Raw genomic sequence first — 20889 nt, forward strand, 5'->3', positions numbered from 1 at the left:
CCCCCATCCACCTGCGCACGGTCACGTTCGCCCACCCGCACGCGATCGAACTCAACGACCGCGTCCAGCGTGAATACGCGGAGCGCTACGGCGACGAGGGCGACGCGACCTTCCTCGACCCGACCATGTTCGAGCCGCCCAGGGGGCTCTACCTCATCGCGTACGACGACAGCGACACCCCGCTGGCCACCGGCGGCTGGCGCGCGATGGACGACCCCGAAACGGGCTACGACGCCGGCGACGCGGAGCTGAAGCGGATGTACGTCACACCCCAGGCCCGCGGTCTCGGCCTGGCCCGCCGCATACTGGCGGCCCTGGAGGACGACGCGAGGGCGGCGGGCCGCGTCCGCATGGTCCTGGAGACGGGCACGAAACAGCCGGAGGCGATAGCCCTCTACGCCTCGAGCGGCTACACCCCCGCCCCCACCAAGTTCGGCCACTACCGCTTCACCGACCTGAGCCGCTGCTACGTGAAGGCCCTGTAGCTCCGGTCCGGGCCCGGACAACGCAAAGATCCCGCCCAGTTCGATGAACTGGGCGGGATCTCATGTGCAGTGGACCTGTGGGGATTTGAACCCCAGACCCCCTCGATGCGAACGAGGTGCGCTACCAGACTGCGCCACAGGCCCTTGCAACGAGTGAAACTCTAGCATCCCGATCCGGGTGCTTGGAAATCCGTTCCCTGGCTGGTCAGCCGGGGCGGACCCGCGGCGTCTCACTCGTTGGCGGCGCGGGGGCGGCCCCCGTCCTCGTACTGGTCGAACAGCGGCGTGCGGCCGCGCTCGCGGGCCCGGCGCGCGGACGCCGCCCGGCGCTTGTCGCTGCGGCCTCCCACGGGGTCCGCGCCCTCGGCGGCGTCGATGTCCCCGGGACCCTCGGCGGCGGGCTCCACCGTGCTGGAGCGCGCCGAGCTCCACGCGTCCGGGGCGCCCAGGTCGACGCTGCCGGTGGCACGCGGGGCAACCGGGGCGGTCACGTACGTGGGCAGGGGGACCGGGACCGGGTCCCAGCTGTCGCCGCGGCCGGGCCCGTGCTGGCGCTCGCGCTGCTGGTCGACCCACTCGGCGTGGTCGGTCTGCTCGACGAGGGCACGGCGGTCGGCGGCCAGCGCGGACAGGCCGGTCTCCGTCTCGGGCCCGGCGGCGTCCGCCTCCTCGACGACGGGCTCCGCGCTCGCGGGCCCGCGCCGGGGCTGCCGCTCGCGCAGCCGCTGCGCCGCGTCCTCGGCCCGCCGCTGGTCCATCACGTAGGTGAAGCGGCGCCGCTCCTGGCCGCGCAGATAGACGATGTACGCGCTCAGCAGCACCGCGGGCCCGGCGGGCGCCCACAGGAACGCGAGGCCGCCGACCCCGGCGACGACCGCGCCCGCCGTGAAGGCGAGGAAGAGCAGCATCGTCGTGCGGCGGCGCCGCGCGAGGACCTTCACGCGCCGGGCGCGCGCGGCGGCTTCGGCCGACGCGGCGCGCCGCGCGGGCGAGACCGTGGCGCGCGGAGGCTGCTCATGTTCGGGTTCGGGCTCGGGGCGCGCCTTCTGACGGACCGGCGGCTCGGCCTGCCGGACCGGGGGCTCGGCATGCGCCGCGGACGGCTGAGGCCGCTCCTGCTCGGGCTCCGCCTCGTCGACCGGAGGCGCGACGAAGGCCCGGACGTCCACCGAGCCGGTGAAGTCGTCCGGGTCACCGCGCGTCTCGCCGTCCTCGGGCGAGCGGGCTTGCAGGTCCTTGGCGTATCGGCGCTCCATCCCCGCCCGTCCGGAAAGCAGCCGGATGGCGGTGCTGAAGCGTTCCGTCGGACGGGCTTCGTTCAGCTCGTCCTGCCTACGGAGCCACATCGGCACCAAGTAGGCGGCCCAGGCCCCGACGATGACTGCGTAGATGAGGCCGCTGCTGCTCACGCTCACACGGTAGAGGGGTTTCGTTGAGGCCATCTGCCAATTGCGTCGGTGTGTCGCACGATCTGGCTGATATCTCGAACTTTTTTTGTGACTGATGCGATCACCAGGCAGTCGGCGGCGGGAAAATTAATGCCCGAGCCGATCAATTTCGAACACGTATTTCATTAGGCCGTGTTCCGAGGTCGCGCCCGGTGCCAGCGGCGCAGCAACCCCTCCGGCGCCTCTTCGGCGGTGAGCGCGAAGACGAGGTGATCGCGCCAGGCCCCGTCGATGTGGAGATACCGCGGCCGCAGCCCCTCCTCGCGAAATCCCAGTTTCTCCACGACCCGGCGGCTCGGCGTGTTCTCGGGGCGAATACAGACCTCGATACGGTGCAGCCCGACCGCGCGGAAGCAGTGGTCCACGGCGAGCGCGACGGCGGTCGGCATGACCCCGCGGCCCGCGACGGACTCGTCGACCCAGTAGCCGACGTGGCCCGAGCACATCGACCCCCAGGTGATGCCCGCCACCGTCAACTGCCCGACGAGGCGGCCCTGGTACTCGATGACGAACGGCAGCATCCGGCCCGCCGCCGCCTCCGCGCGCAGATGGCGGACCATCTGGCGGTAGGTGGGGCGGTGCACGATCGGGCCGCTGGCCGTGGGCGGCGGGATCGTGGCCTCCCAGGGGCGCAGCCAGTCGCGGTTGCGCCGGTTGACCTCACGCCACGCGCGCTGGTCGCGCATCTTTATCGGGCGGAGGGTGACATCGCCGTCCGTCAGCTCGACGGGCCAGGAAGGGCTGTTCAGCTCGTACCCCCCGCTGGTCCGGGATGGTCGCCGCCGCGCAGCTGGTCGACGGCGTGCCGCAGCAGGGGCTCGAGGACGGCGAGACCGTCGCGTACGCCTCCCGTGGAACCCGGCAGGTTCACGATGAGCGTGCGGCCCGCGACCCCGGCGAGACCCCGGGAGAGCACGGCGGTGGGGACCTTGTCGCGGCCGTACGCGCGGATCGCCTCCGCGATGCCGGGCACCTCGTGGTCGATGACGCGGCGCGTGGCCTCCGGAGTGCGGTCGGTGGGCGAGATACCGGTGCCGCCGGTGGTGACGACCACGTCGAAGCCCGCCGCCACGCCCGCGTGCAGGGCCTGTTCCACGGGGTCGCCGTCGGGGACGACCTGGGGTCCGTCGACGGCGAAGCCGAGCGCGGTCAGGGCCTCGGCGATGATCGGGCCGCCCCGGTCGGCGTAGACCCCGGCGGCGGCGCGGTTCGACGCGGTGACGACCAGCGCCCTGTACGGGGAGCGCGGGCCGCTCATGCCCCGGCTCCTTCTCGGCTCCAGTCTCCCGACTTGCCGCCGGTCTTCTCCTCCACCCGTACGTCGGTGATGACGGCGCCCTTGTCGACGGCCTTGACCATGTCGATCACCGTGAGGGCCGCGACGCTCACGGCGGTGAGGGCCTCCATCTCGACGCCCGTACGGTCCGTCGTCTTCACCGTGGCGAGGATCTCGACGGCGTCGTCCGCCACGGAGAGGTCGAGCTTCACTCCGGAGACGGCCAGCGGGTGGCAGAGCGGGATCAGGTCAGGGGTGCGCTTGGCGCCCATGATCCCGGCGATCCGGGCGGTGGCCAGTGCGTCGCCCTTGGGCACGCCTTCGCCCCGCAGGAGCTCGATCACCCGCGGCGAGACCAGGACACGGCCGCTGGCGCGGGCGGTGCGCGCGGTCACGTCCTTCGCGGAGACGTCGACCATGCGGGCCGCGCCCGCCTCGTCGATGTGGGTCAGTCGCTGCTGCTCAGGGCCGGGGGTGTCCCCCCGGGAAATCGCGGTCATGTGCTGTGGCGCTCCCGGTCCGGGCCCCGCGCGGTGCGGCGCGCACGGGCCTGTTGTGCGCGACACGGTACCGCGCGGGTGGCGTTCTCAGCCGAGCAGGACCACTTCGACGGCCGTGCCGGGCTCCACCGACGTGGTGTCCTCGGGGACGACGATCAGCGCGTTCGCCTGGGCCAGCGCGGCGATCAGATGCGAGCCGGAACCGCCGACGGGCGCCACGGTGGCCGCCTCCGCGTCATAACTCCCCCGAAGGAACTGGCGGCGCCCCGAGGGCGAGCGCAGCGCCTCGTCGGCGGCCAGCTCCGCGCGCGTGGTGGCCCGGTGGACCTCGGGGAGGCCCATCAGGGTGCGGATCGCGGGCCGTACGAACAGTTCGAAGGAGACGTACGAGGAGACGGGGTTGCCCGGCAGCGCGAGCAGCGGGGTGTGGTCGGGGCCGATGGAGCCAAAGCCCTGCGGCTTGCCCGGCTGCATGGCGAGCTTGCGGAACTCCACGCCGCTGCCCGCCCCGATGCCGGTCTCCTCGTCCGGGTCGCCGATGGAGGTCAGGGCCTCCTTCACGACGTCGTAGGCGCCCACGCTGACGCCGCCCGTGGTGACGATCAGGTCGGCGCGGATCAGCTGGTCCTCGATGGTGGAGCGCAGCGTCTCGGCGTCGTCGGCTACCGCGCCCACGCGGTAGGCGATGGCTCCGGCGTCGCGGGCCGCGGCGGTGAGGGCGAAGCTGTTGGAGTCGTAGATCTGGCCGTCCGCCAAGCTCTCGCCGGGCTGGATCAGTTCGCTGCCGGTGGACATGACGACCACGCGCGGGCGCGGGCGCACCTTGACCGTGCCGCGCCCGACCGCGGCGAGCAGGGCGATCTGCGGCGGGCCGAGGACCGTGCCCGCGCTCAGGGCGCGGTCGCCGGCCCGCACGTCGCTGCCCCGCGCGCGGACGTGCGCGCGTGCCTCGGCCGGGCGGTGCACGCGGACCTCGCCAGAGGCGCCCTCGGGGGCGGCGCTGTGGGCGCGCATCCCGGAGACGGGGCCCTCGCCGAGGCCTCCGTCGGTCCACTCCACGGGGACGACGGCCTCGGCGCCGGGCGGCAGCGGGGCGCCGGTCATGATGCGGGCGGCCTGGCCCGGGCCGACGGTGGGCTGCTCGCCCGCGCCCGCGGCCACGTCCCCGATGACGCGCAGGACGGCGGGGAACTCCTCGCTCGCGCCCGCGACATCGGCGACCCGTACCGCGTACCCGTCCATGGAGCTGTTGTCGAAGGGCGGCAGCGAGACGGGCACCGTGACGTCCTCGACGAGGACGCAGCCCTGGGCGTCGAGGAGTTGGAGTTCGATGGGTTCGAGCGGGCGGACGGTCGTGAGGATGTCGTCCAGATGCTCTTCCACCGACCAGAGCGCGTCCTGGCCGGCGGTCGGTGTCGTCGTGCTGCTGCTCAAAGTGCTACATCTCCTCGGTGACGTAACGGCGAAGCCAGGCCTTGAAGTCCGGCCCCAGATCTTCACGTTCGCACGCGAGTCTGACAATGGCACGCAGATAGTCACCCCGGTCGCCGGTGTCATAGCGGCGGCCCTTGAAGACGACGCCGTGCACCGGGCCGCCCACCTTCTCGTCCGCGGCGAGCTGCTGGAGGGCGTCGGTGAGCTGGATCTCGCCGCCGCGCCCGGGCTCGGTCGTGCGCAGCACGCCGAAGATGTGGGGGTCCAGGACATAGCGGCCGATGATCGCGTAGTTGCTGGGGGCGTCGGCGGTGTCGGGCTTCTCGACCAGGTCGGTGACCTTGACGACGTCGCCGTCCTCGGTGGCCTCGACGGCGGCGCAGCCGTAGAGGTGGATCTGCTCAGGGGCCACCTCCATGAGGGCGATGACGCTTCCGCCGTGCCGCTCCTGGACCTCGATCATGCGGGCGAGGAGGGGGTCGCGCGGGTCGATGAGGTCGTCGCCGAGGAGGACGGCGAACGGCTCGTGGCCGACGTGCGGAGCCGCGCACAGGACGGCGTGACCGAGTCCCCTGGGGTCGCCCTGGCGGACGTAGTGCATCGTCGCGAGGTCGCTGGACTCCTGGACCTTGGCGAGGCGCGCCTCGTCGCCCTTCTTCAGGAGGGCCGACTCCAGTTCGTAGTTGCGGTCGAAGTGGTCCTCCAGCGGGCGCTTGTTGCGGCCCGTGATCATGAGGACGTCGTCGAGACCCGCGGACGCGGCCTCCTCGACCACGTACTGGATCGCCGGCTTGTCGACGACCGGCAGCATCTCCTTGGGGGTCGCCTTGGTGGCCGGCAGGAAGCGGGTGCCGAGCCCTGCCGCCGGAATGACCGCCTTGGTGATCCGGGGGTGGGGGGCGTGAGACTCAGTCATGCGGCCACCATATCCGGTACGTATGTGCGGAATCTGCGTATCCGGATAATTCAATGGCATATGCGCCGACCAGGAAGGATTTGTGAACACCCCATGACCGGAACCGAGGCCGACGGCCAGCCAACCAAGCGCGAGTTGCGGCGAGGCCTCCTCGCGGTGAGAAGCGGGTTGACTGCGGATGACGCGCAAGAGGCGGCGGCGGCTCTCGCCGAGCACGCGCTGGAGCTGACGGAATTGGCCGGCGCGCGGACGGTCGCGGCGTACGTCTCCGTGGGGAGCGAGCCCGGCACGCGCGCACTGCTCGATGCCCTCCACGCGCGCGGGACGCGCGTCCTGCTGCCCGTACTGCTCCCGGACAACGACCTGGACTGGGCCGCCTACGAAGGCCCAGGCTCCCTCGTCCGCGTGCGGCACCAGGGCAAGATCGAGCTGCTCGAGCCCTCCGGAGCGCGCCTCGGCCCCCAGGCCGTCCTGACGGCGGACGCCGTGCTGCTGCCGGGGCTCGCGGTGGACGAGCGCGGGGCCCGGCTCGGACGTGGCGGCGGGTCGTACGACCGGGTCCTCGCCCGGCTCGAGCGCTCGGGCGCCGACCCCGCGCTCGTGGTGCTTCTGTACGACCGTGAAGTCGTCGCGCACCTCCCCGTGGAGGCGCACGACCACCCCGTGCACGCCGTCGTGACGCCGTCGGGGGTGCGCCGCTTCCGCTGAGCGCCGCTTCCGCTGACCCCCGGAGGAGCGTCCGGAACGCCGAAAGGGCCCTCCACGCGTGCGTGGAGGGCCCTTTCAGGTGCTGCCGGTCCCGGTCAGGGGCGCAGGACCAGCTTGTCGCTCGTACTCGTCTCGACCTTCTTGTCCGAGTAGGCCCACGGCAGGAGTTCGCCCTTGGCCCACTTGTCCGTCTGGTCGGTGTAGTGCGCGTTGTACGCGTGTCCCGAGGCACCGGTGAGGTTGATCCACTTGGACTTGTCGAAGTCCTTGAGGTTCACCACCATGCGCATCGACGGCACCCAGACCACGCCGTAACCGCCCGCCGCGTTCCAGCCGGTGGCGTTGACCGCCGCCTCGCCGCCACCGAGGTTCCAGGGGCCGCGGTTGAGCACGTACTGCAGCCAGCCGGGCCCCTCGGTGCCGAGCGTCTGGTTCTTCAGCTGTAGGCGGTGCAGGCGGCCCCAGCTCCAGGTGTCGGCGTCCTTGCCGAGCTTGGCCGTCAGGTCCCAGCGCGCGTCCTCAAGGGCCCGCTTGAACAGCTGGTCGCGGTTCTTGGTCGCCTTGTCGGTACGGGTCGCGGGCGCCTTCCACCAGTCGTTGGTCTCGTCGTCCAGAATCTTGCGGACCACTTCGTAGTAGCGGTCGCCGCCGTCGGGCTGCGCCGAGTCCGCGTCGCGCTGGCCGCACTCGCGCACCTTCTTGCCCTCGTCGGCGGGGCCGGTGTTGCCGGCCGGCTCGACGTTCAGGCACTGGCCCTTGACGCGCAGCTCCTTGGGGAGCTTGTTGCCGAAGGCGAGCTTGAGGATGTTGCGCCAGACCGAGTTGAAGTACGCGGCGGCCGCCGAGTCGGCGTCCTGGGTGTAGTCCCAGCCCTCCAGGAGCTTCTGCGCCTCGCGTACGTACTTGTCCTTGACGTCGATCTTCAGCAGCTTGGGCACGAGCAGCTTGGCGATCTCGCTGCTGTTGTCCATCTGCATGAGGCGCATGTCCTCGGTGGAGACCTTGCCGCCGTTCTTGATCTTCGACTGGATGAGGTCGTCGATCCGCTGGCTGCGCGCGCCGTAGCCCCAGTCCGAGGTGAGCTTGTACGGGTACTTGGCCTTGTCGCTGTCGTCGATCACGGCCTGGTTGGCGGTGACGATGTAGCCGCGCTTGGGGTCGTACTCGTAGGGCAGCGCGTCCTGCGGGATGTAACCCGTCCAGCGGTATGCGGGGTCCCAGCCGGGCGCCGGGAGCGAGCCGTCGCCCTTGCCGCGGGTGGGGATCCTGCCGGGCGCCTGGTAGCCGATGTGGCCCTTGGTGTCGGCGTAGATCAGGTTCTGCGAGGGCACTTCAAAAGAAGCAGCCGCCTTGCGGAACTGCGTGAAGTTCTCCGCCTTGTTCAGCTCGAAGACGGCGTCCATGGACTTGCCGGGGGTCAGCGCGGTCCAGCGCAGCGCCACTCCGTAGCCGTCGCCCCGGTCGGGGGCGGCGGTGTCGACATGGGCCTTCTTGCCGACCTTGACCAGTTCGTCGTTGCGGTCGGAGATCAGCGGGCCGTTGTTGGTCTCGCGGACCGTGATCTTCTTCTCCTTGCCGCCCGCGACCTTGATGGTCTCCACGCGCGAGGTGAAAGGCAGCACCTTGCCGTCGTACTGGTAGCCGTCCCCGGTGAACTTCTCCAGGTAGAGGTCCGTGACGTCGGCGCCCAGGTTCGTCATGCCCCAGGCGATGTCCTTGTTGTGGCCGATGACCACGCCCGGCATGCCGGAGAAGGTGTAGCCCGAGACGTCGTAACCGCACTTACTGGAGACCGACCGGCAGTGCAGGCCCATCTGGTACCAGACGGAGGGCAGCTGCGGCGCCAGGTGCGGGTCGTTCGCGAGGAGCGGCTTGCCGGTGATCGTGTGCTCGCCGGAGACGACCCAGGAGTTCGAGCCGATGCCGTTGCCGCTCGGGCCGAGGATCGCGGGGACCTCGTCAAGGGCGTCGGAGACCCCTGAGAGCTGCGACTGGAGGCCGTCCGGGGCCTGGGCGCCACCGGCGAGGCCGGAGCCCGCCGCGCCGCCCGTACCGCCCGTGCCGCCGGTCCCTGTCGCACCGCCGGCGCCTGCCGCGCCACCCGTGCCGGGGGTGCCGCCCGTGCCGGTCTGCGCGCCGGTGGCGGTGCCCTTGGCGTCGTACTCCTTGGTGACGCTGTCGAAGGCGCCCTCCCGTACGACGGGCTTGTTCCGCTTGAAGGGGTACTCGGGGTACAGGTCCTTGATTTGCGACGGGCCGAGGCGGCTCGTCATCAAGGAGCGGTCGATCTCGTCCTCCATGTTGCCGCGCAGGTCCCAGGCCATCGCCTTGAGCCAGGCCACGGAGTCGACGGGCGTCCACTTCTGCGGCTTGTAGTCGTTGGTGAAGCCGAGCGCCGCGTACTCGACGGAGATGTCCTTGCCGTCCTTGCCCGCGAGGTAGGCGTTGACTCCCTTGGCGTACGCCTGGAGGTACTTCTTCGTCTCCGGCGAGAGCTTGGAGTCGTACTCCTTCTTGGCGACCCGGTGCCAGCCGAGCGTGCGCAGGAATTCATCGGTCTTGACCTGGCCCTTGCCGAACATCTCGGAGAGCCGCCCGGAGGTCATGTGACGGCGGACGTCCATCTCCCAGAAGCGGTCCTGCGCCTGGACATAGCCCTGCGCCATGAAGAGGTCGGCGTCGGAATCGGCGTAGATCTGCGGGATTCCGTTTCCGTCGCGCTTCACGTCGACGGGACCCGAGAGACCATCGAGCTTGATGGTTCCCTTGGTCTGCGGGAAGGAGGCGCGCACGGTGCTGATGCTCCAGTACGCGCCGAAGCCGATGCCTCCGACGATGGCCAGGACCAGGACGATCACGACGAGTCGGGCTCGGCGCCCCTTCTTCTTGCCGGACTTATGACCGGAAGAGGCGGTGGTGTTGGAGGGCATCGCTGTCCTTGCTGTCCTTACGCGAGCGGCAGGGCGGGCTGTGCTGTCGAGTGGGCGGCTCTGGGAGCGCTGGAGCAACCATAGGCGCAGGGCGTTGCGGCTCCGGACGCGGAGTCAGGAACCGGACTCCCGAAGATCGTATGTGCGTTCGAAGACATCAAGAAGGCGTTAACAATTAGGTAAGGTAACGAAGTACTTGGCTCGCAAGAAGTACTTGTGTGCGCGCGGCGGAAGGAACGGCCCCTGACTGTCCACCACCTCAACCAGCTCCTGCTCGTCTGCTCGCTCGTTCTGCTCGTCGCGGTGGCGGCGGTCCGCATCTCGTCGCGCAGCGGGCTCCCCAGCCTGCTCCTGTACCTCGGCATCGGCGTCGTCATGGGCCAGGACGGCATCGGCGACGTCCACTTCGACAACGCCGAGCTGACGCAGGTCATCGGCTACGCCGCCCTGGTCGTGATCCTCGCCGAGGGCGGCCTCGGCACGAAGTGGAAAGAGATCAAGCCCGCCCTGCCCGCGGCCGCCGTGCTGTCGACCGTGGGCGTCGCGGTGAGCGTGGGCGTCACGGCGGCCGCCGCGCACTATCTGGTGGGCCTCGAGTGGCGGCCCGCGCTGATCATCGGCGCGGTGGTCTCCTCCACGGACGCCGCCGCGGTCTTCTCGGTACTGCGGAAGGTGCCGCTCCCCTCGCGCATCACGGGCGTCCTGGAAGCGGAGTCGGGGTTCAACGACGCCCCTGTGGTGATCCTCGTCGTGGCGTTCTCCACGGCGGGCCCCGTGGACGACTGGTACGTACTGATCGGCAAGATCGCTCTGGAGCTGGCGATCGGCGCGGCGATCGGCATCACGGTCGGCTGGCTCGGCGCCTTCGGCCTGCGGCACGTGGCCCTGCCCGCCTCCGGCCTCTACCCCATCGCCGTCATGGCCATCGCCGTCGCCGCCTACGCGGCGGGCGCCATGGCACACGGCAGCGGCTTCCTCGCCGTCTACCTCGCCTCGATGGTCCTCGGCAACGCGCGGCTGCCGCACTGGCCCGCCACCCGCGGCTTCGCCGAAGGGCTCGGCTGGCTCGCCCAGATCGGCATGTTCGTCCTGCTCGGGCTGCTCGTCACCCCGCACGACCTGCTCGCCGACGCCTGGCCCGCGCTCGTCATCGGCCTGGTCCTGACGATGGTGGCGCGCCCCCTGGAGGTCGTCCTCAGCCTGCTGCCGTTCCGCATGCCCTGGCAGGAGAAGGTGCTGCTCTCCTGGGCCGGTCTGCGCGGCGCCGTGCCCATCATCCTGGCCACCATCCCGATGGTGAGCGGCGTCGAGGACAGTCAGCGGATCTTCAACATCGTCTTCGTGCTGGTGGTCGTCTACACCCTCATCCAGGGCCCCACGCTGCCCTGGCTGGCCAGGAAACTGCGGATCGGGGGCTCCCCGGAGGCCGCGGACCTGGGCATCGAGTCGGCGCCGCTGGAGCGGCTCCAGGGGCACCTGCTGTCGGTGGGCATCCCCGAGGGCTCGCGGATGCACGGCGTGGAGGTCTCCGAGCTGCGGCTGCCCGCCGGGTCGGCGGTCACGCTGATCGTGCGGGGAGGCGAATCGTTCGTGCCGCTGCCGACGACGGTGCTGCGGCGCGGCGACGAGCTGCTGGTGGTGGCGACGGACCCGGTGCGGGACGCGGCCGAGAAGCGGCTGCGCGCGGTCGGGCACGGCGGAAAGCTCGCGAGTTGGCTGGGAACCGACGGAGAAAAACACCAATCGTAGGTGGCGGACGTCTCATCCGCTGTAATCACAGGGGCTAATGGGGCCCGTGCCTGTACGATAAAGGGACCAGATCGAACCAACTCTGCCTGAAGCAGAGCTGGCGCGACCGTATGGCGGCCGTGGCGCCCTCGCAGTGGGCCCCGGCATCTACCGCAGTTCCGCGCAAGAGGACAGCTCTCGGCGCCGCCGCCCTACAAGGGGGGCCGCGCTACCAGGCGGCAGAAAGGCACGGGCCGTGGCATCCACGGTCACCGAATCCCGCCCGGGTTACGGACAGCTCCTGCGCACCCCTCGCGCCTGGACGTTCCTGCTCCCCGGCTTCGCGGCGCGACAGCCGTTCGCGATGCTGACCATCTCCATCGTCCTGCTGGTGCAGCACACCACCGGCTCGTACGGTGCCGCGGGCGCCGTCTCGGCCGCCACCGGCGTCTCCATGGCGCTGTTCGCCCCCTTCAGCGGCAAGCTCGCCGACCGGTTCGGACAGCGTGCCGTGCTGGTGCCCGGCGTGCTCGTCCACTCCGCCTCGGTCATCGCCCTGACCGTCCTCGCGCTCTCCGACGCCCCCCTGTGGGCGCTCTTCGTGGCCGCCGTGCCCGCGGGCGCCTCGACGCCGCAGATCGGCCCCATGGTGCGGGCCCGCTGGGGCGTCAAGCTCCAGGACTCGCCGCTCGCCACCACCGCGGCCGCCTTCGAGTCGGTCACCGACGAGCTGACCTTCGTCCTCGGCCCGCTCCTGGCGACCGCGCTGTGCACCGGTATCGACCCCTCCGCCGGCCTGCTCACCGAGGCCGGGCTCACCCTGGTCGGCGGTCTGCTGTTCGCCGCGCAGAAGAGCACCCAGCCGCAGCCGTCCTCGCAGCACGAGGAGGGCCACGCGCGCGTGGAGCACGTCTCGGCACTGCGGATCCCCGGAGTGCGCGTCCTGATCGTGACGTTCCTCGGGATCGGCGCCGTCTTCGGCGGCATGCAGGTCTCGCTGGCCGCCTTCACCGAGTCCATCGGCGAGCCCGGCCTGAACGGCGTCCTGTACGGCACGTTCGCCGCCGGGAACATGCTCTCCGGCCTGGTCTGCGGCGCCCTCGCCTGGAAGGTCTCGCCGCAGCGGCGCCTGCTCGTCGCGTACGCGGCGCTGACGCTGATGGCCTCCGGTCTGTGGGCCGCGCACTCCGCGCTGCTCCTCGCCGGGATCGGCCTGCTCGTCGGTGTCTGCATCGCGCCCGCGCTGATCACCGGCTACACGCTGGTGGACAAGCTGGTCCCGCCGACCGGCCGCACCGAGGCCTTCACCTGGCTCACCGGCGCGGTCGCGCTCGGCCAGGCGGCGGCCGTCACGGTCGCCGGACAGCTGGAGGACCGCCTCTGGGACGGGGCCGGATTCCTGGTCCCGCTGGGCGGCACGGCACTGGCCCTCGTGGTCCTCGTGACGCTGCGCTCGCGGCTCGTTCCCAAGGCCCCGGGCCGCACGGTGGCACGTGGCGTCGGTCACCGCGTGCCGGTCACAGTGGACTGATCTCGCGGAATACGTCACTATGGATCGTCGTTAGCACTCATCGAGTGAGAGTGCCAGGAGGAAGCAAGTGCCGACGTACCAGTACCAGTGCACCGAGTGCGGCGAGGGCCTCGAGGCGGTGCAGAAGTTCACGGACGACGCCCTGACCGTGTGCCCGAGCTGCGACGGACGCCTCAAGAAGGTGTTCTCGGCGGTCGGCATCGTCTTCAAGGGCTCCGGCTTCTACCGCAACGACAGCCGCGGCTCGTCGTCGAGCAGTACGCCGTCGACTTCGACGCCGGCGAAGTCGTCTCCGTCCACGTCCGCGTCCGACGCGAAGTCCTCTTCGTCGACGGCTTCCGCGTCGTCGTCTTCGTCGGCCTCGTCGTCGTCCGGCTCTTCGTCGGCGTCTTCCAGCTCGGCCGCGTAGGGCTCTGTCGGCTCGGGTCGCTCAGGGCTTCCAGCTCGGCCGCGTAGGGCTTTCTGGCTTTTCCTTCGGGACCTCGCCGTTCATCGACGGCGGGGTCCTCGGCGTGTCGGGGGGGCGGATACTGTGCGGCCCATGGTGAACACGGCGAACGCGACGCGGGCCGAGATCGGCGTGATCGGCGGCTCCGGGCTCTACTCCTTCCTCGACCGCGTGACCGAGGTCCAGGTCGACACCCCCTACGGAGCCCCGAGCGAGTCCCTCTTCCTCGGCGAGGTCGCGGGGCGGCGGGTCGCCTTCCTGCCACGGCACGGCCGCGGCCACCACCTGCCGCCGCACCGCATCAACTACCGCGCCAATCTGTGGGCCTTGCGCTCGGTCGGCGTACGGCAGGTGCTCGGCCCGTGCGCGGTGGGCGGGCTGCGGGCCGAGTACGGGCCCGGGACGCTGCTCGTGCCCGATCAGCTGGTGGACCGCACGAAGGCGCGTACGCAGACGTACTTCGACGGGGTGCCGCTGCCGGACGGCAGCGTTCCCCACGTCGTGCACGTGTCGCTCGCCGACCCGTACTGCCCGGTGGGACGGGCCACCGCGCTGCAGGCCGCGCGCGGCCGTGACTGGGAGCCGGTGGACGGCGGGACGCTCGTCGTGGTCGAGGGGCCGCGCTTCTCGACCCGGGCGGAGTCGCGCTGGCACGCCGCCCAGGGCTGGTCGGTGGTGGGCATGACCGGGCATCCCGAGGCGGCGCTCGCCCGGGAACTGGAGCTCTGCTACACGTCGTTGACGCTGGTCACCGACTTGGACGCGGGCGCGGAGACCGGCGAGGGCGTCTCGCACGAGCAGGTGCTCCAGGTCTTCGCCGCGAATGTGGACCGGCTGCGGGGCGTGCTGTTCGACGCGATCGCCGGGCTGCCGGTGGCCCCGGACGGGGAGCGGGAGTGTCTGTGTGCGGGGGCGCTGGGCGGAATGGATCCGGGGATTCGGTTGCCGTGACGGAACTTCCCCTTCAGGTGAGACGGAACTTCCCCTTCGGGTGAGGGAGTTATCCACAACCGGCGGGTAGTCCACGGGTCTCAGCGGGAATCGGCGCGGGCCTGCATCGTGGGAGCGCAAGCTCAGCTCCTCGCATCGCAGGCGGTGGTTGTCGTGACCCAAGTCCCTTCCCAGGCCCGGCCGTCGGACGGCTGCCCTGTCCCCCACTTCTCCCCCGTGCGGGTGCGCGGCGGGCATCCACGGCTGCGCCGGCTGCTGCGGCACCGGCGGCGGGCCCTGGCCGTGGGGCTCGCGATGACCGCCGCCACCCTCGCGGCCTCGGCCCCGGGGGACGCGGACCGGCTGCGGGGGCCCGCGGCGGCCGAGGGCGCGCGGGAGCCGGAGCGGGGGGCCTTGGAGACGGTGACCGCGCCGGTGCGGATCGCGGACGCGGCGGCCGTGGCGCTGCTGCGCCCCGGCGACCGGGTCGACGTGATCGCCGCCGAGGCGTCACCCGGGAGCGGTGCGAAGCCGCGTGTGGTGGCGGCGGGTGCCCGCGTGGACGAGGTGCCCGAGCAGGCCGAAGGGCCCGCCGAAAGCGGGGCGTTGGTGGTGCTCTCGGTGCCGCGTGACACGGCGGCGCGGCTCGCCGGGGCCGGGGCGAGTGCTCGCTTGGCGGTGACCTTGCGATGAGCGCGACCGTTCACGATCGCACTGGCACCCGGTCACGTCGCTCGTCCGTGCGAGCGAATTGGACAGGCCGGTCACGGTCTGACGTAGGTTGCGAAGTCGTTTGTTCCGCAACCCGCACATGCAACGAAAGGCCTCGTGGTGAGCGAGAAGAAGGAACCGGGCGTCTGGGAGGGCTTCAAGGCCTTCCTGATGCGCGGCAATGTGGTCGACCTTGCGGTCGCGGTGGTCATCGGCGCCGCGTTCACGAACATCGTGAACTCGGTCGTGAAGGGTGTCATCAACCCGCTGGTCGGCGCCTTCGGCACGAAGGATCTCGACCACTACAGCTCGTGCCTGAAGTCCCCTTGCGAGGTGAAGGCGGGCGAGGTCGTCAAGGGCATCCCGATCATGTGGGGTTCCGTGCTCAGCGCGGTCCTCAGCTTCGTGATCACGGCGGCCGTCGTGTACTTCCTGATGGTGCTGCCGATGGCCAAGTACCTCGCGAAGGTCGCCGCCCGGAGGGCCGCGAAGGAGGGCACGAAGGAGGTCATGGAGGTCTCCGAGCTGGAGGTCCTCAAGGAGATCCGCGACGCCCTGGTGGCGCAGCGCAGCGCCGGGCAGAGCGGCCCGGGACAGGCGGGTCAGGGACAGAGCGGCCCTGGGCAGGGCGGCCCTGGGCAGGGCGGCCCTGGGCCGAGCGAGCGCTAGCGCGGGTTCAGAGGTGGTGGGGCGGCTTCTCGTCGAGGAACCGCGCGAGGTCGGCGGCGCTGTCGCCGCCGGACTCGGCCCGCTCACCCCACCCTCGGTCCGTATCGTCCGAAGACTGCTGCGACAGCGGATCGTCAAAGATCAGCGCGTGCTTCGGCTTCTTCGGCTCCTCCGGATCGCGCGATTCGGGGGCGGGGGCGGTACTCATGCTTCCAGGGTACGTCGCTCCGGCCCGGCGCCCGCCGTCATACGGCTGCGAGGCCCTGAGCAGCGAAGATCTCCTTGGCGTCGGCTATCTGCGCCGGGCTTGGCGAGGGGGTGGCGCGCAGCGTGAAGTCCTTGCCGAGCGCGTCCCACTTCGCCTCCCCCAGCTTGTGGAAGGGCAGCACGTCCACGCGCGGGACGTTGCCGAGCGAGGCGGCGAAACGGGCGACGCCCTCGACGTTCGCCGGGTCGTCGGTGAGGCCGGGGACGAGGACGAAGCGCACCCAGACCTCTTTGCCGAGGGCGGCCAGTCGGCGGGCGAAGTCGAGGGTGGGCGCCAGGGGGCGGCCTGTGACCTTCTCGTAGGTCCCGGGGTGCCAGGACTTGATGTCGAGCAGGACCAGGTCGACGTCCCGGAGCAGGGCGTCGGTGGCGCGGGCGCCGAGGTGGCCGGAGGTGTCAAGGGCGGTGTGCAGTGCCAGCTCGTGCTTGAGCCGGTGCAGCAGTTCGCCGGTGAAGACGGGCTGCAGGAGGGGTTCGCCGCCGCTGACGGTGGCTCCTCCCCCGGCGGCGGAGATGAACGTCGTGTACTTGGCCGCCTCCGCGATCACCTCGTCGGCCGTGGTCCGCTTGCCGTCCCGCATCCGCCAGGTGTCGGGGTTGTGGCAGTACAGACAGGTCAGCGGGCACCCGGAGAGGAACGCGACGAAGCGGCTGCCGGGGCCGTCGAGGCCGGTGGACAGGTCCCAGGAGTGGACCGAGCCGGTCACGGGGCGGTGGGTCGCGGCCGCGGCCGGGGTGGCCGCGTCCTCGTCGCGGGCCCGAGGGCGTATGGGGATGTCGGTACCGAGCAGGGTTGCCATGGCGTAACTCCCGGACTGCCGGCGGCGGGCTCAGAGAGAGCCGTGGAAGGTGCGGTTGATGACGTCGAGCTGCTGGTCGCGGGTGAGCCGGATGAAGTTGACCGCGTATCCGGAGACCCGGATGGTCAGCTGCGGGAAGTTCTCCGGGTGCTCCATGGCGTCTTCCAGGGTCGCCTTGTCCAGCACGTTGACGTTCATGTGGAAGCCGCCACTGGCCATGAAGCCGTCCAGGACACCGGCGAGGTTCGCGACCCGCTCCTCGGGGGTGCGGCCGAGCGCGTCCGGGGTGATGGTGTTGGTCAGCGAGATGCCGTCCTCGGCGTCGTCGTAGGGCAGCTTGGCGACGGACATCGCCGAGGCAATGTAGCCGTGCTCGTCGCGGCCGTTCATCGGGTTGGCGCCCGGCGCGAAGGGGGTGCCCGCGCGGCGGCCGTCGGGGGTGTTGCCGGTCTTCTTGCCGTAGACGACGTTCGAGGTGATGGTCAGCACCGACTGGGTGTGGACCGCGTCCCGGTAGGTGGGGTGCTTGCGGATCTTCTCCATGAAGTCGTGCACGATGCGCCGGGCGATGTCGTCGGCGCGGTCGTCGTTGTTGCCGTAGGCGGGGTAGTCGCCCTCGATCTCGTAGTCGACGGCGAGGCCGGTCTCGTCGCGGATGACCTTGACCCTGGCGTGCTTGATCGCCGACAGGGAGTCGGCGGCGACCGAGAGACCCGCGATCCCGCAGGCCATGGTGCGCAGGATCTCCTGGTCGTGCAGCGCCATCTCGATGCGCTCGTAGGCGTACTTGTCGTGCATGTAGTGGATGACGTTGAGCGCGTGCACGTACGTCCTGGCGAGCCAGTCCAGCATCGCGTCGTAGCTCCGCGCGACGGTCTCGTACTCCAGGTACTCGTCCTCGATGGGCGTGAAGCCCTGGACGACGGTCTTGCCGGACTTCTCGTCGCGTCCGCCGTTGATGGCGTAGAGGAGTGCCTTGGCGACGTTCACGCGGGCGCCGAAGAACTGCATCTGCTTGCCCATGGCCATCGCCGAGACGCAGCAGGCGATCGCGGTGTCATCGCCGTACTTGGGCCGCATCAGCTCGTCCGACTCGAACTGGATCGCCGAGGTGTCGATGGCGACCTGGGCGGCGAACTCCTTGAAGCCCTCGGGCAGTTCCCGCGACCAGAAGACCGTGAGGTTCGGCTCGGGGGCGGGGCCGAGGTTGTAGAGGGTCTGCAGGGCGCGGAACGTGGTGCGCGAGACCAGCGGGCGGCCGTCCTCTCCGATGCCGGCCATGGACCAGGTGACCCACGTCGGGTCTCCGGAGAAGCCCTCGTTGTACTCGGGGGTGCGCAGGAAGCGGACGATGCGGAGCTTGATGACGAAGTCGTCGATGAACTCCTGGGCGTCGGTCTCGGTGATGCGGCCGGCCTCGATGTCCCGCTGGAGGTAGATGTCGAGGAAATTGTCGATGCGGCCGATCGACATGGCCGCGCCGTTCTGCTCCTTCACGGCGGCGAGGTAGGCGAAGTACAGCCACTGGATGGCCTCGCGGCCCGTGGTGGCGGGCAGGGAGATGTCGTGGCCGTAGGACATCGCCATGGCCTTCAGTTCCTTGAGGGCCTTGATCTGCTCGGAGATCTCCTCGCGCCCTCGGATGACGTCCTCGGTGGCCCACTCTTCGCCGAGGGCGGCCTTGTCGGCCTCCTTCGCGGCGATCAGGCGGTCGACTCCGTAGAGGGCGACGCGGCGGTAGTCGCCGATGATGCGGCCGCGGCCGTAGGCGTCGGGCAGGCCGGTGATGATGCCGGAGGAGCGGCAGGCGCGGATCTCGGGGGTGTAGGCGTCGAAGACCCCTTCGTTGTGGGTCTTGCGCAGGTGGGTGTAGATGTCCCTGATCTCGGGGTCGGCCTCGTAACCGTAGGCGTTGAGGGCGCCTTCGACCATCCGCCAGCCGCCGTTGGGCATGATGGCGCGCTTGAGCGGGGCGTCGGTCTGGAGGCCGACGATCAGGTCCCGGTGGTCGGCGGCGGTGCCGTCGATGTAGCCGGGCTTGAAGGCGTCGATGCGGGAGGGGGTCCTCACGTCGACGTCGTGGATGCCGCGCTCGATCTCCGTGGGGAACATGGAGAGGAGCTTCTGCCAGACCTGGGTGGTGCGTTCGGTCGCGCCCGCCAGGAAGGAGGCGTCCCCTTCGTAGGGGGTGTAGTTCTGCTGCACGAAGTCGCGGACGTCGACGGTGTCCCGCCACAGGCCGCCCTTGAAGCCGTCCCAGGCCTTGCCATCCCAGGCCTCGTCGCCCCAGGCCTCGCCGTTCACGATTGCTTCCGCAGGAGTGGCAGTCATGACCCGCACCTTCCGTCTCGCTTCTTCGCTCTGCCCCCATTCCACTCCTGTGGGATCGATCAGAGGGGTCGCAATGGTCCTCAGTTCGGGGCCGAACGTCCTGACCTGGCAGAGAGCCGGGCCGGGTGGTCACCCACCCGGCCCGGCCCGGCCTCACCGCTCACGCCACCCGGGGCGTCAGCTCGGCGACTCGGCGCCCTTGCGGGCGTAGAACCACCAGGCGACCGCGACGCAGCTGACGTAGAAGGCGACGAAACCCCACATCGCGCTGGTCACGGCGAAGTTGGCGAACATCGCCGGGATGAAGAAGAAGCCGTACGCCGCGATGGCGGAGGTGAAGCCGGTGACCGCGCCCGCCTCCATCTCCGACTGCTTCAGCGCCTTCGCGTACTCGGGCGTGCCCTGTGTGAGGCCCTTCAGGTGCTGGTTGCGGAAGATCACCGGGATCTGGCGGAACGTGGAGCCGTTGCCGATGCCGGAGAAGAAGAACGCGCACAGGAAGCAGGCGAAGAAGCCCCAGAAGTTGCCGTTGTCGCCGCCGGAGGGCAGGAAGTTGATGACACCGATGATCGACAGTGCCATGCCGACGAAGGAGATGATGGTGACCCTCGCGCCTCCGATCTTGTCGGCGATCCAGCCGCCCGCCCAGCGCGCGAGCGCGCCGACGGCCGGTCCCATCCAGGCGTACGTGGCCGCGGAGTAGGCCGCGTCGATCGGGGTGAACGTGGTCTTGATGAGCATCGGCAGGGCCGCGGCGAAGCCGATGAAGGAGCCGAACGTGCCGACGTAGAGCCAGGTCATCAGCCAGTTGTGCTTGCGCTTGAAGATGATCTTCTGCTGGCTGAAGGGGGTGGAGGCGACCTTCAGGTCGTTCTGGCCGAACCACGCGACGGCGGCCAGGATCACCAGGACGGGCACCCAGAGGAATGCGGCGTTCTGCAGCCAGACCGGTGTGCCGTCCGCCTTGTGCTGGGCGGAGCCGACCGCGATGACCGAGCTGGTGATGACGATCGGGGTGACCAGCTGGACGACGGAGACGCCGAGGTTGCCGAGGCCGCCGTTGATGCCGGTCGCGTTGCCCTTGTCCCGCTTGGGGAAGAAGAAGCCGATGTTGGCCAGCGAGGAGGCGAAGTTGGCTCCGCCGACGCCGCACAGGGCCGCGATGGCGATCATCACTCCGTACGAGGTGTCGGGGTTCTGGACCGCGATGCCGAGCCAGATCAGCGGGATGACCAGGACGACCGTGGAGAGCGCGGTGAACCGGCGCTGGCCGATCATCGGGCCGAGGAAGGTGTAGAGGATCCGGGCCGTGCCGCCGGTGAGGCCGGGGACCGCCGTCAGCCAGAAGAGCTGGGAGGTGGAGAAGGTGAAGCCGACGTCGGCGAGGTTGGTCGCGGTGACCGACCACACCTGCCAGACCACGAAGGCGACCAGGAGGGCGGGGACGGCGATCCACAGGTTGCGGGCGGCGACCTTCTTGCCGGTGGACTTCCAGAAGAGTTCGTTCTCCGGCTCCCAGTCGGTGATGGTCCGGCCGGGGCGGTACTGCGCGGGGGTGTACGACGTGCCCGTGGGCGGGGTCCGCGTCTCTTGGGCGGCAGGCGATGTCATGTTGGTTCCCGGTTCGCTCAGGGTCCCGACCTTGCCACGGGGCCTGACCCTTCCAAGGTCGCCGTCGGCGGGCTGTGGCGGCAGAGTCGTAGGGCATGCGGGGGCGAGCCCAAAGGCATGAAGGTCAGGGGGACTTCGGACCCCGTGCGCCGCCCGGGTGGCCCTC

Annotated in this window: 19 protein-coding genes and 1 tRNA gene; 8 read left to right on the forward strand and 12 right to left on the reverse strand. The window is 70.4% G+C overall.

Annotated features, from left to right (window positions below):
* Window positions 1-5 precede the first annotated feature (5 nt).
* Window positions 6-485, forward strand: a complete 480-nt coding sequence (locus GKQ77_RS05360) for a GNAT family N-acetyltransferase (protein ID WP_219687563.1) — start codon at window positions 6-8, stop codon at window positions 483-485.
* A gap of 70 nt (window positions 486-555) precedes the next feature.
* Here GKQ77_RS05360 and GKQ77_RS05365 read toward each other — a convergent pair.
* From GKQ77_RS05365 to galU, 7 genes are all read right to left on the reverse strand, one after another.
* A tRNA-Ala gene (locus tag GKQ77_RS05365) sits at window positions 556-629 on the reverse strand.
* A gap of 86 nt (window positions 630-715) precedes the next feature.
* Entirely contained in the window at window positions 716-1894 is a 1179-nt protein-coding gene (sepX, locus tag GKQ77_RS05370; RefSeq protein ID WP_219687544.1) for a divisome protein SepX/GlpR, read from the reverse strand.
* A gap of 164 nt (window positions 1895-2058) precedes the next feature.
* Window positions 2059-2682: a GNAT family N-acetyltransferase gene (locus tag GKQ77_RS05375; RefSeq protein ID WP_219687564.1), complete on the reverse strand. Its 624-nt coding sequence runs from the start codon at window positions 2680-2682 to the stop codon at window positions 2059-2061.
* Window positions 2679-3191 carry a MogA/MoaB family molybdenum cofactor biosynthesis protein gene (locus GKQ77_RS05380; protein WP_219687545.1) on the reverse strand — a complete coding sequence of 171 codons (513 nt, stop codon included), beginning with the start codon at window positions 3189-3191 and terminating at the stop codon, window positions 2679-2681. The genes GKQ77_RS05375 and GKQ77_RS05380 overlap by 4 nt, the downstream gene beginning before the upstream one ends.
* Window positions 3188-3709 (reverse strand): cyclic pyranopterin monophosphate synthase MoaC, encoded by a 522-nt coding sequence (gene moaC / locus GKQ77_RS05385; protein ID WP_219687546.1) that lies wholly within the window; start codon window positions 3707-3709, stop codon window positions 3188-3190. The genes GKQ77_RS05380 and moaC overlap by 4 nt, the downstream gene beginning before the upstream one ends.
* Before the next feature lie 87 nt (window positions 3710-3796).
* Window positions 3797-5143: a molybdotransferase-like divisome protein Glp gene (gene glp, locus GKQ77_RS05390; RefSeq protein ID WP_258020873.1), complete on the reverse strand. Its 1347-nt coding sequence runs from the start codon at window positions 5141-5143 to the stop codon at window positions 3797-3799.
* Window positions 5144-5147: 4 nt separating this feature from the next.
* The gene (gene galU / locus GKQ77_RS05395; protein WP_125513289.1) at window positions 5148-6059 is read right to left on the reverse strand and encodes a UTP--glucose-1-phosphate uridylyltransferase GalU; all 912 of its coding nucleotides are present in this window, start codon (window positions 6057-6059) and stop codon (window positions 5148-5150) included.
* Between the two features lie 93 nt (window positions 6060-6152).
* Between galU and GKQ77_RS05400 the strand changes: the two genes are divergently transcribed.
* Window positions 6153-6767, forward strand: a complete 615-nt coding sequence (locus GKQ77_RS05400) for a 5-formyltetrahydrofolate cyclo-ligase (protein ID WP_219687548.1) — start codon at window positions 6153-6155, stop codon at window positions 6765-6767.
* Window positions 6768-6862: 95 nt separating this feature from the next.
* On the opposite strand, the gene GKQ77_RS05405 is transcribed toward GKQ77_RS05400, so the two are convergent.
* A complete protein-coding gene (locus GKQ77_RS05405; RefSeq protein WP_219687549.1) occupies window positions 6863-9697 on the reverse strand; it encodes a penicillin acylase family protein in 2835 nt (944 codons plus the stop codon).
* Window positions 9698-9913: 216 nt separating this feature from the next.
* On the opposite strand from GKQ77_RS05405, the gene GKQ77_RS05410 reads away from it, so the two are divergent.
* The 6 genes from GKQ77_RS05410 (at window position 9914) to mscL (ending at window position 15714) form a co-directional block, all read left to right on the forward strand.
* A complete protein-coding gene (locus tag GKQ77_RS05410; protein WP_308117559.1) occupies window positions 9914-11446 on the forward strand; it encodes a potassium/proton antiporter in 1533 nt (510 codons plus the stop codon).
* Window positions 11447-11681: 235 nt separating this feature from the next.
* Complete coding sequence (locus GKQ77_RS05415) at window positions 11682-12956, forward strand: MFS transporter (RefSeq protein WP_219687550.1); 1275 nt, start codon at window positions 11682-11684, stop codon at window positions 12954-12956.
* Window positions 12957-13023: 67 nt separating this feature from the next.
* Entirely contained in the window at window positions 13024-13365 is a 342-nt protein-coding gene (locus GKQ77_RS05420) for an FmdB family zinc ribbon protein (RefSeq protein WP_219687551.1), read from the forward strand.
* A gap of 132 nt (window positions 13366-13497) precedes the next feature.
* Entirely contained in the window at window positions 13498-14355 is an 858-nt protein-coding gene (locus GKQ77_RS05425; protein ID WP_219687552.1) for an S-methyl-5'-thioadenosine phosphorylase, read from the forward strand.
* A gap of 153 nt (window positions 14356-14508) precedes the next feature.
* Window positions 14509-15027 carry an RcpC/CpaB family pilus assembly protein gene (locus tag GKQ77_RS05430; protein ID WP_219687553.1) on the forward strand — a complete coding sequence of 173 codons (519 nt, stop codon included), beginning with the start codon at window positions 14509-14511 and terminating at the stop codon, window positions 15025-15027.
* Between the two features lie 135 nt (window positions 15028-15162).
* Complete coding sequence (mscL, locus tag GKQ77_RS05435) at window positions 15163-15714, forward strand: large conductance mechanosensitive channel protein MscL (RefSeq protein WP_372459832.1); 552 nt, start codon at window positions 15163-15165, stop codon at window positions 15712-15714.
* A gap of 7 nt (window positions 15715-15721) precedes the next feature.
* Here the strand turns inward: mscL and GKQ77_RS05440 are convergent, their stop codons facing one another.
* The 4 genes from GKQ77_RS05440 to GKQ77_RS05455 all read right to left on the reverse strand — a co-directional run bounded on the left by GKQ77_RS05440 (window position 15722) and on the right by GKQ77_RS05455 (window position 20723).
* The gene (locus GKQ77_RS05440) at window positions 15722-15922 is read right to left on the reverse strand and encodes a hypothetical protein (protein WP_125513298.1); all 201 of its coding nucleotides are present in this window, start codon (window positions 15920-15922) and stop codon (window positions 15722-15724) included.
* A 37-nt stretch (window positions 15923-15959) separates the two neighbouring features.
* A complete protein-coding gene (pflA, locus tag GKQ77_RS05445; protein WP_219687555.1) occupies window positions 15960-16781 on the reverse strand; it encodes a pyruvate formate-lyase-activating protein in 822 nt (273 codons plus the stop codon).
* Window positions 16782-16811: 30 nt separating this feature from the next.
* Window positions 16812-19112, reverse strand: coding sequence for a formate C-acetyltransferase (gene pflB / locus GKQ77_RS05450; RefSeq protein WP_258020874.1), 2301 nt, complete (start codon window positions 19110-19112; stop codon window positions 16812-16814).
* 177 nt (window positions 19113-19289) lie between these two features.
* On the reverse strand, window positions 19290-20723 hold the full coding sequence (locus GKQ77_RS05455) for a NarK family nitrate/nitrite MFS transporter (protein WP_219687556.1): 1434 nt from the start codon (window positions 20721-20723) through the stop codon (window positions 19290-19292).
* Window positions 20724-20889: the final 166 nt, after the last annotated feature.

It is taken from the genome of Streptomyces anatolicus (assembly GCF_019400875.1).
Taxonomy (GTDB): domain Bacteria; phylum Actinomycetota; class Actinomycetes; order Streptomycetales; family Streptomycetaceae; genus Streptomyces; species Streptomyces anatolicus.

Coding starts and splice junctions, on each gene's coding strand:
- GKQ77_RS05380 (WP_219687545.1), bottom strand. CDS start 3,191: ATGAGCGGCCCGCGCTCCCCGTACAGGGCGCTGGTCGTCACCGCGTCG.
- moaC (WP_219687546.1), bottom strand. CDS start 3,709: ATGACCGCGATTTCCCGGGGGGACACCCCCGGCCCTGAGCAGCAGCGA.
- galU (WP_125513289.1), bottom strand. CDS start 6,059: ATGACTGAGTCTCACGCCCCCCACCCCCGGATCACCAAGGCGGTCATT.
- GKQ77_RS05400 (WP_219687548.1), top strand. CDS start 6,153: ATGACCGGAACCGAGGCCGACGGCCAGCCAACCAAGCGCGAGTTGCGG.
- GKQ77_RS05405 (WP_219687549.1), bottom strand. CDS start 9,697: ATGCCCTCCAACACCACCGCCTCTTCCGGTCATAAGTCCGGCAAGAAG.
- GKQ77_RS05425 (WP_219687552.1), top strand. CDS start 13,498: ATGGTGAACACGGCGAACGCGACGCGGGCCGAGATCGGCGTGATCGGC.
- GKQ77_RS05440 (WP_125513298.1), bottom strand. CDS start 15,922: ATGAGTACCGCCCCCGCCCCCGAATCGCGCGATCCGGAGGAGCCGAAG.
- pflA (WP_219687555.1), bottom strand. CDS start 16,781: ATGGCAACCCTGCTCGGTACCGACATCCCCATACGCCCTCGGGCCCGC.
- pflB (WP_258020874.1), bottom strand. CDS start 19,112: ATGACTGCCACTCCTGCGGAAGCAATCGTGAACGGCGAGGCCTGGGGC.
- GKQ77_RS05455 (WP_219687556.1), bottom strand. CDS start 20,723: ATGACATCGCCTGCCGCCCAAGAGACGCGGACCCCGCCCACGGGCACG.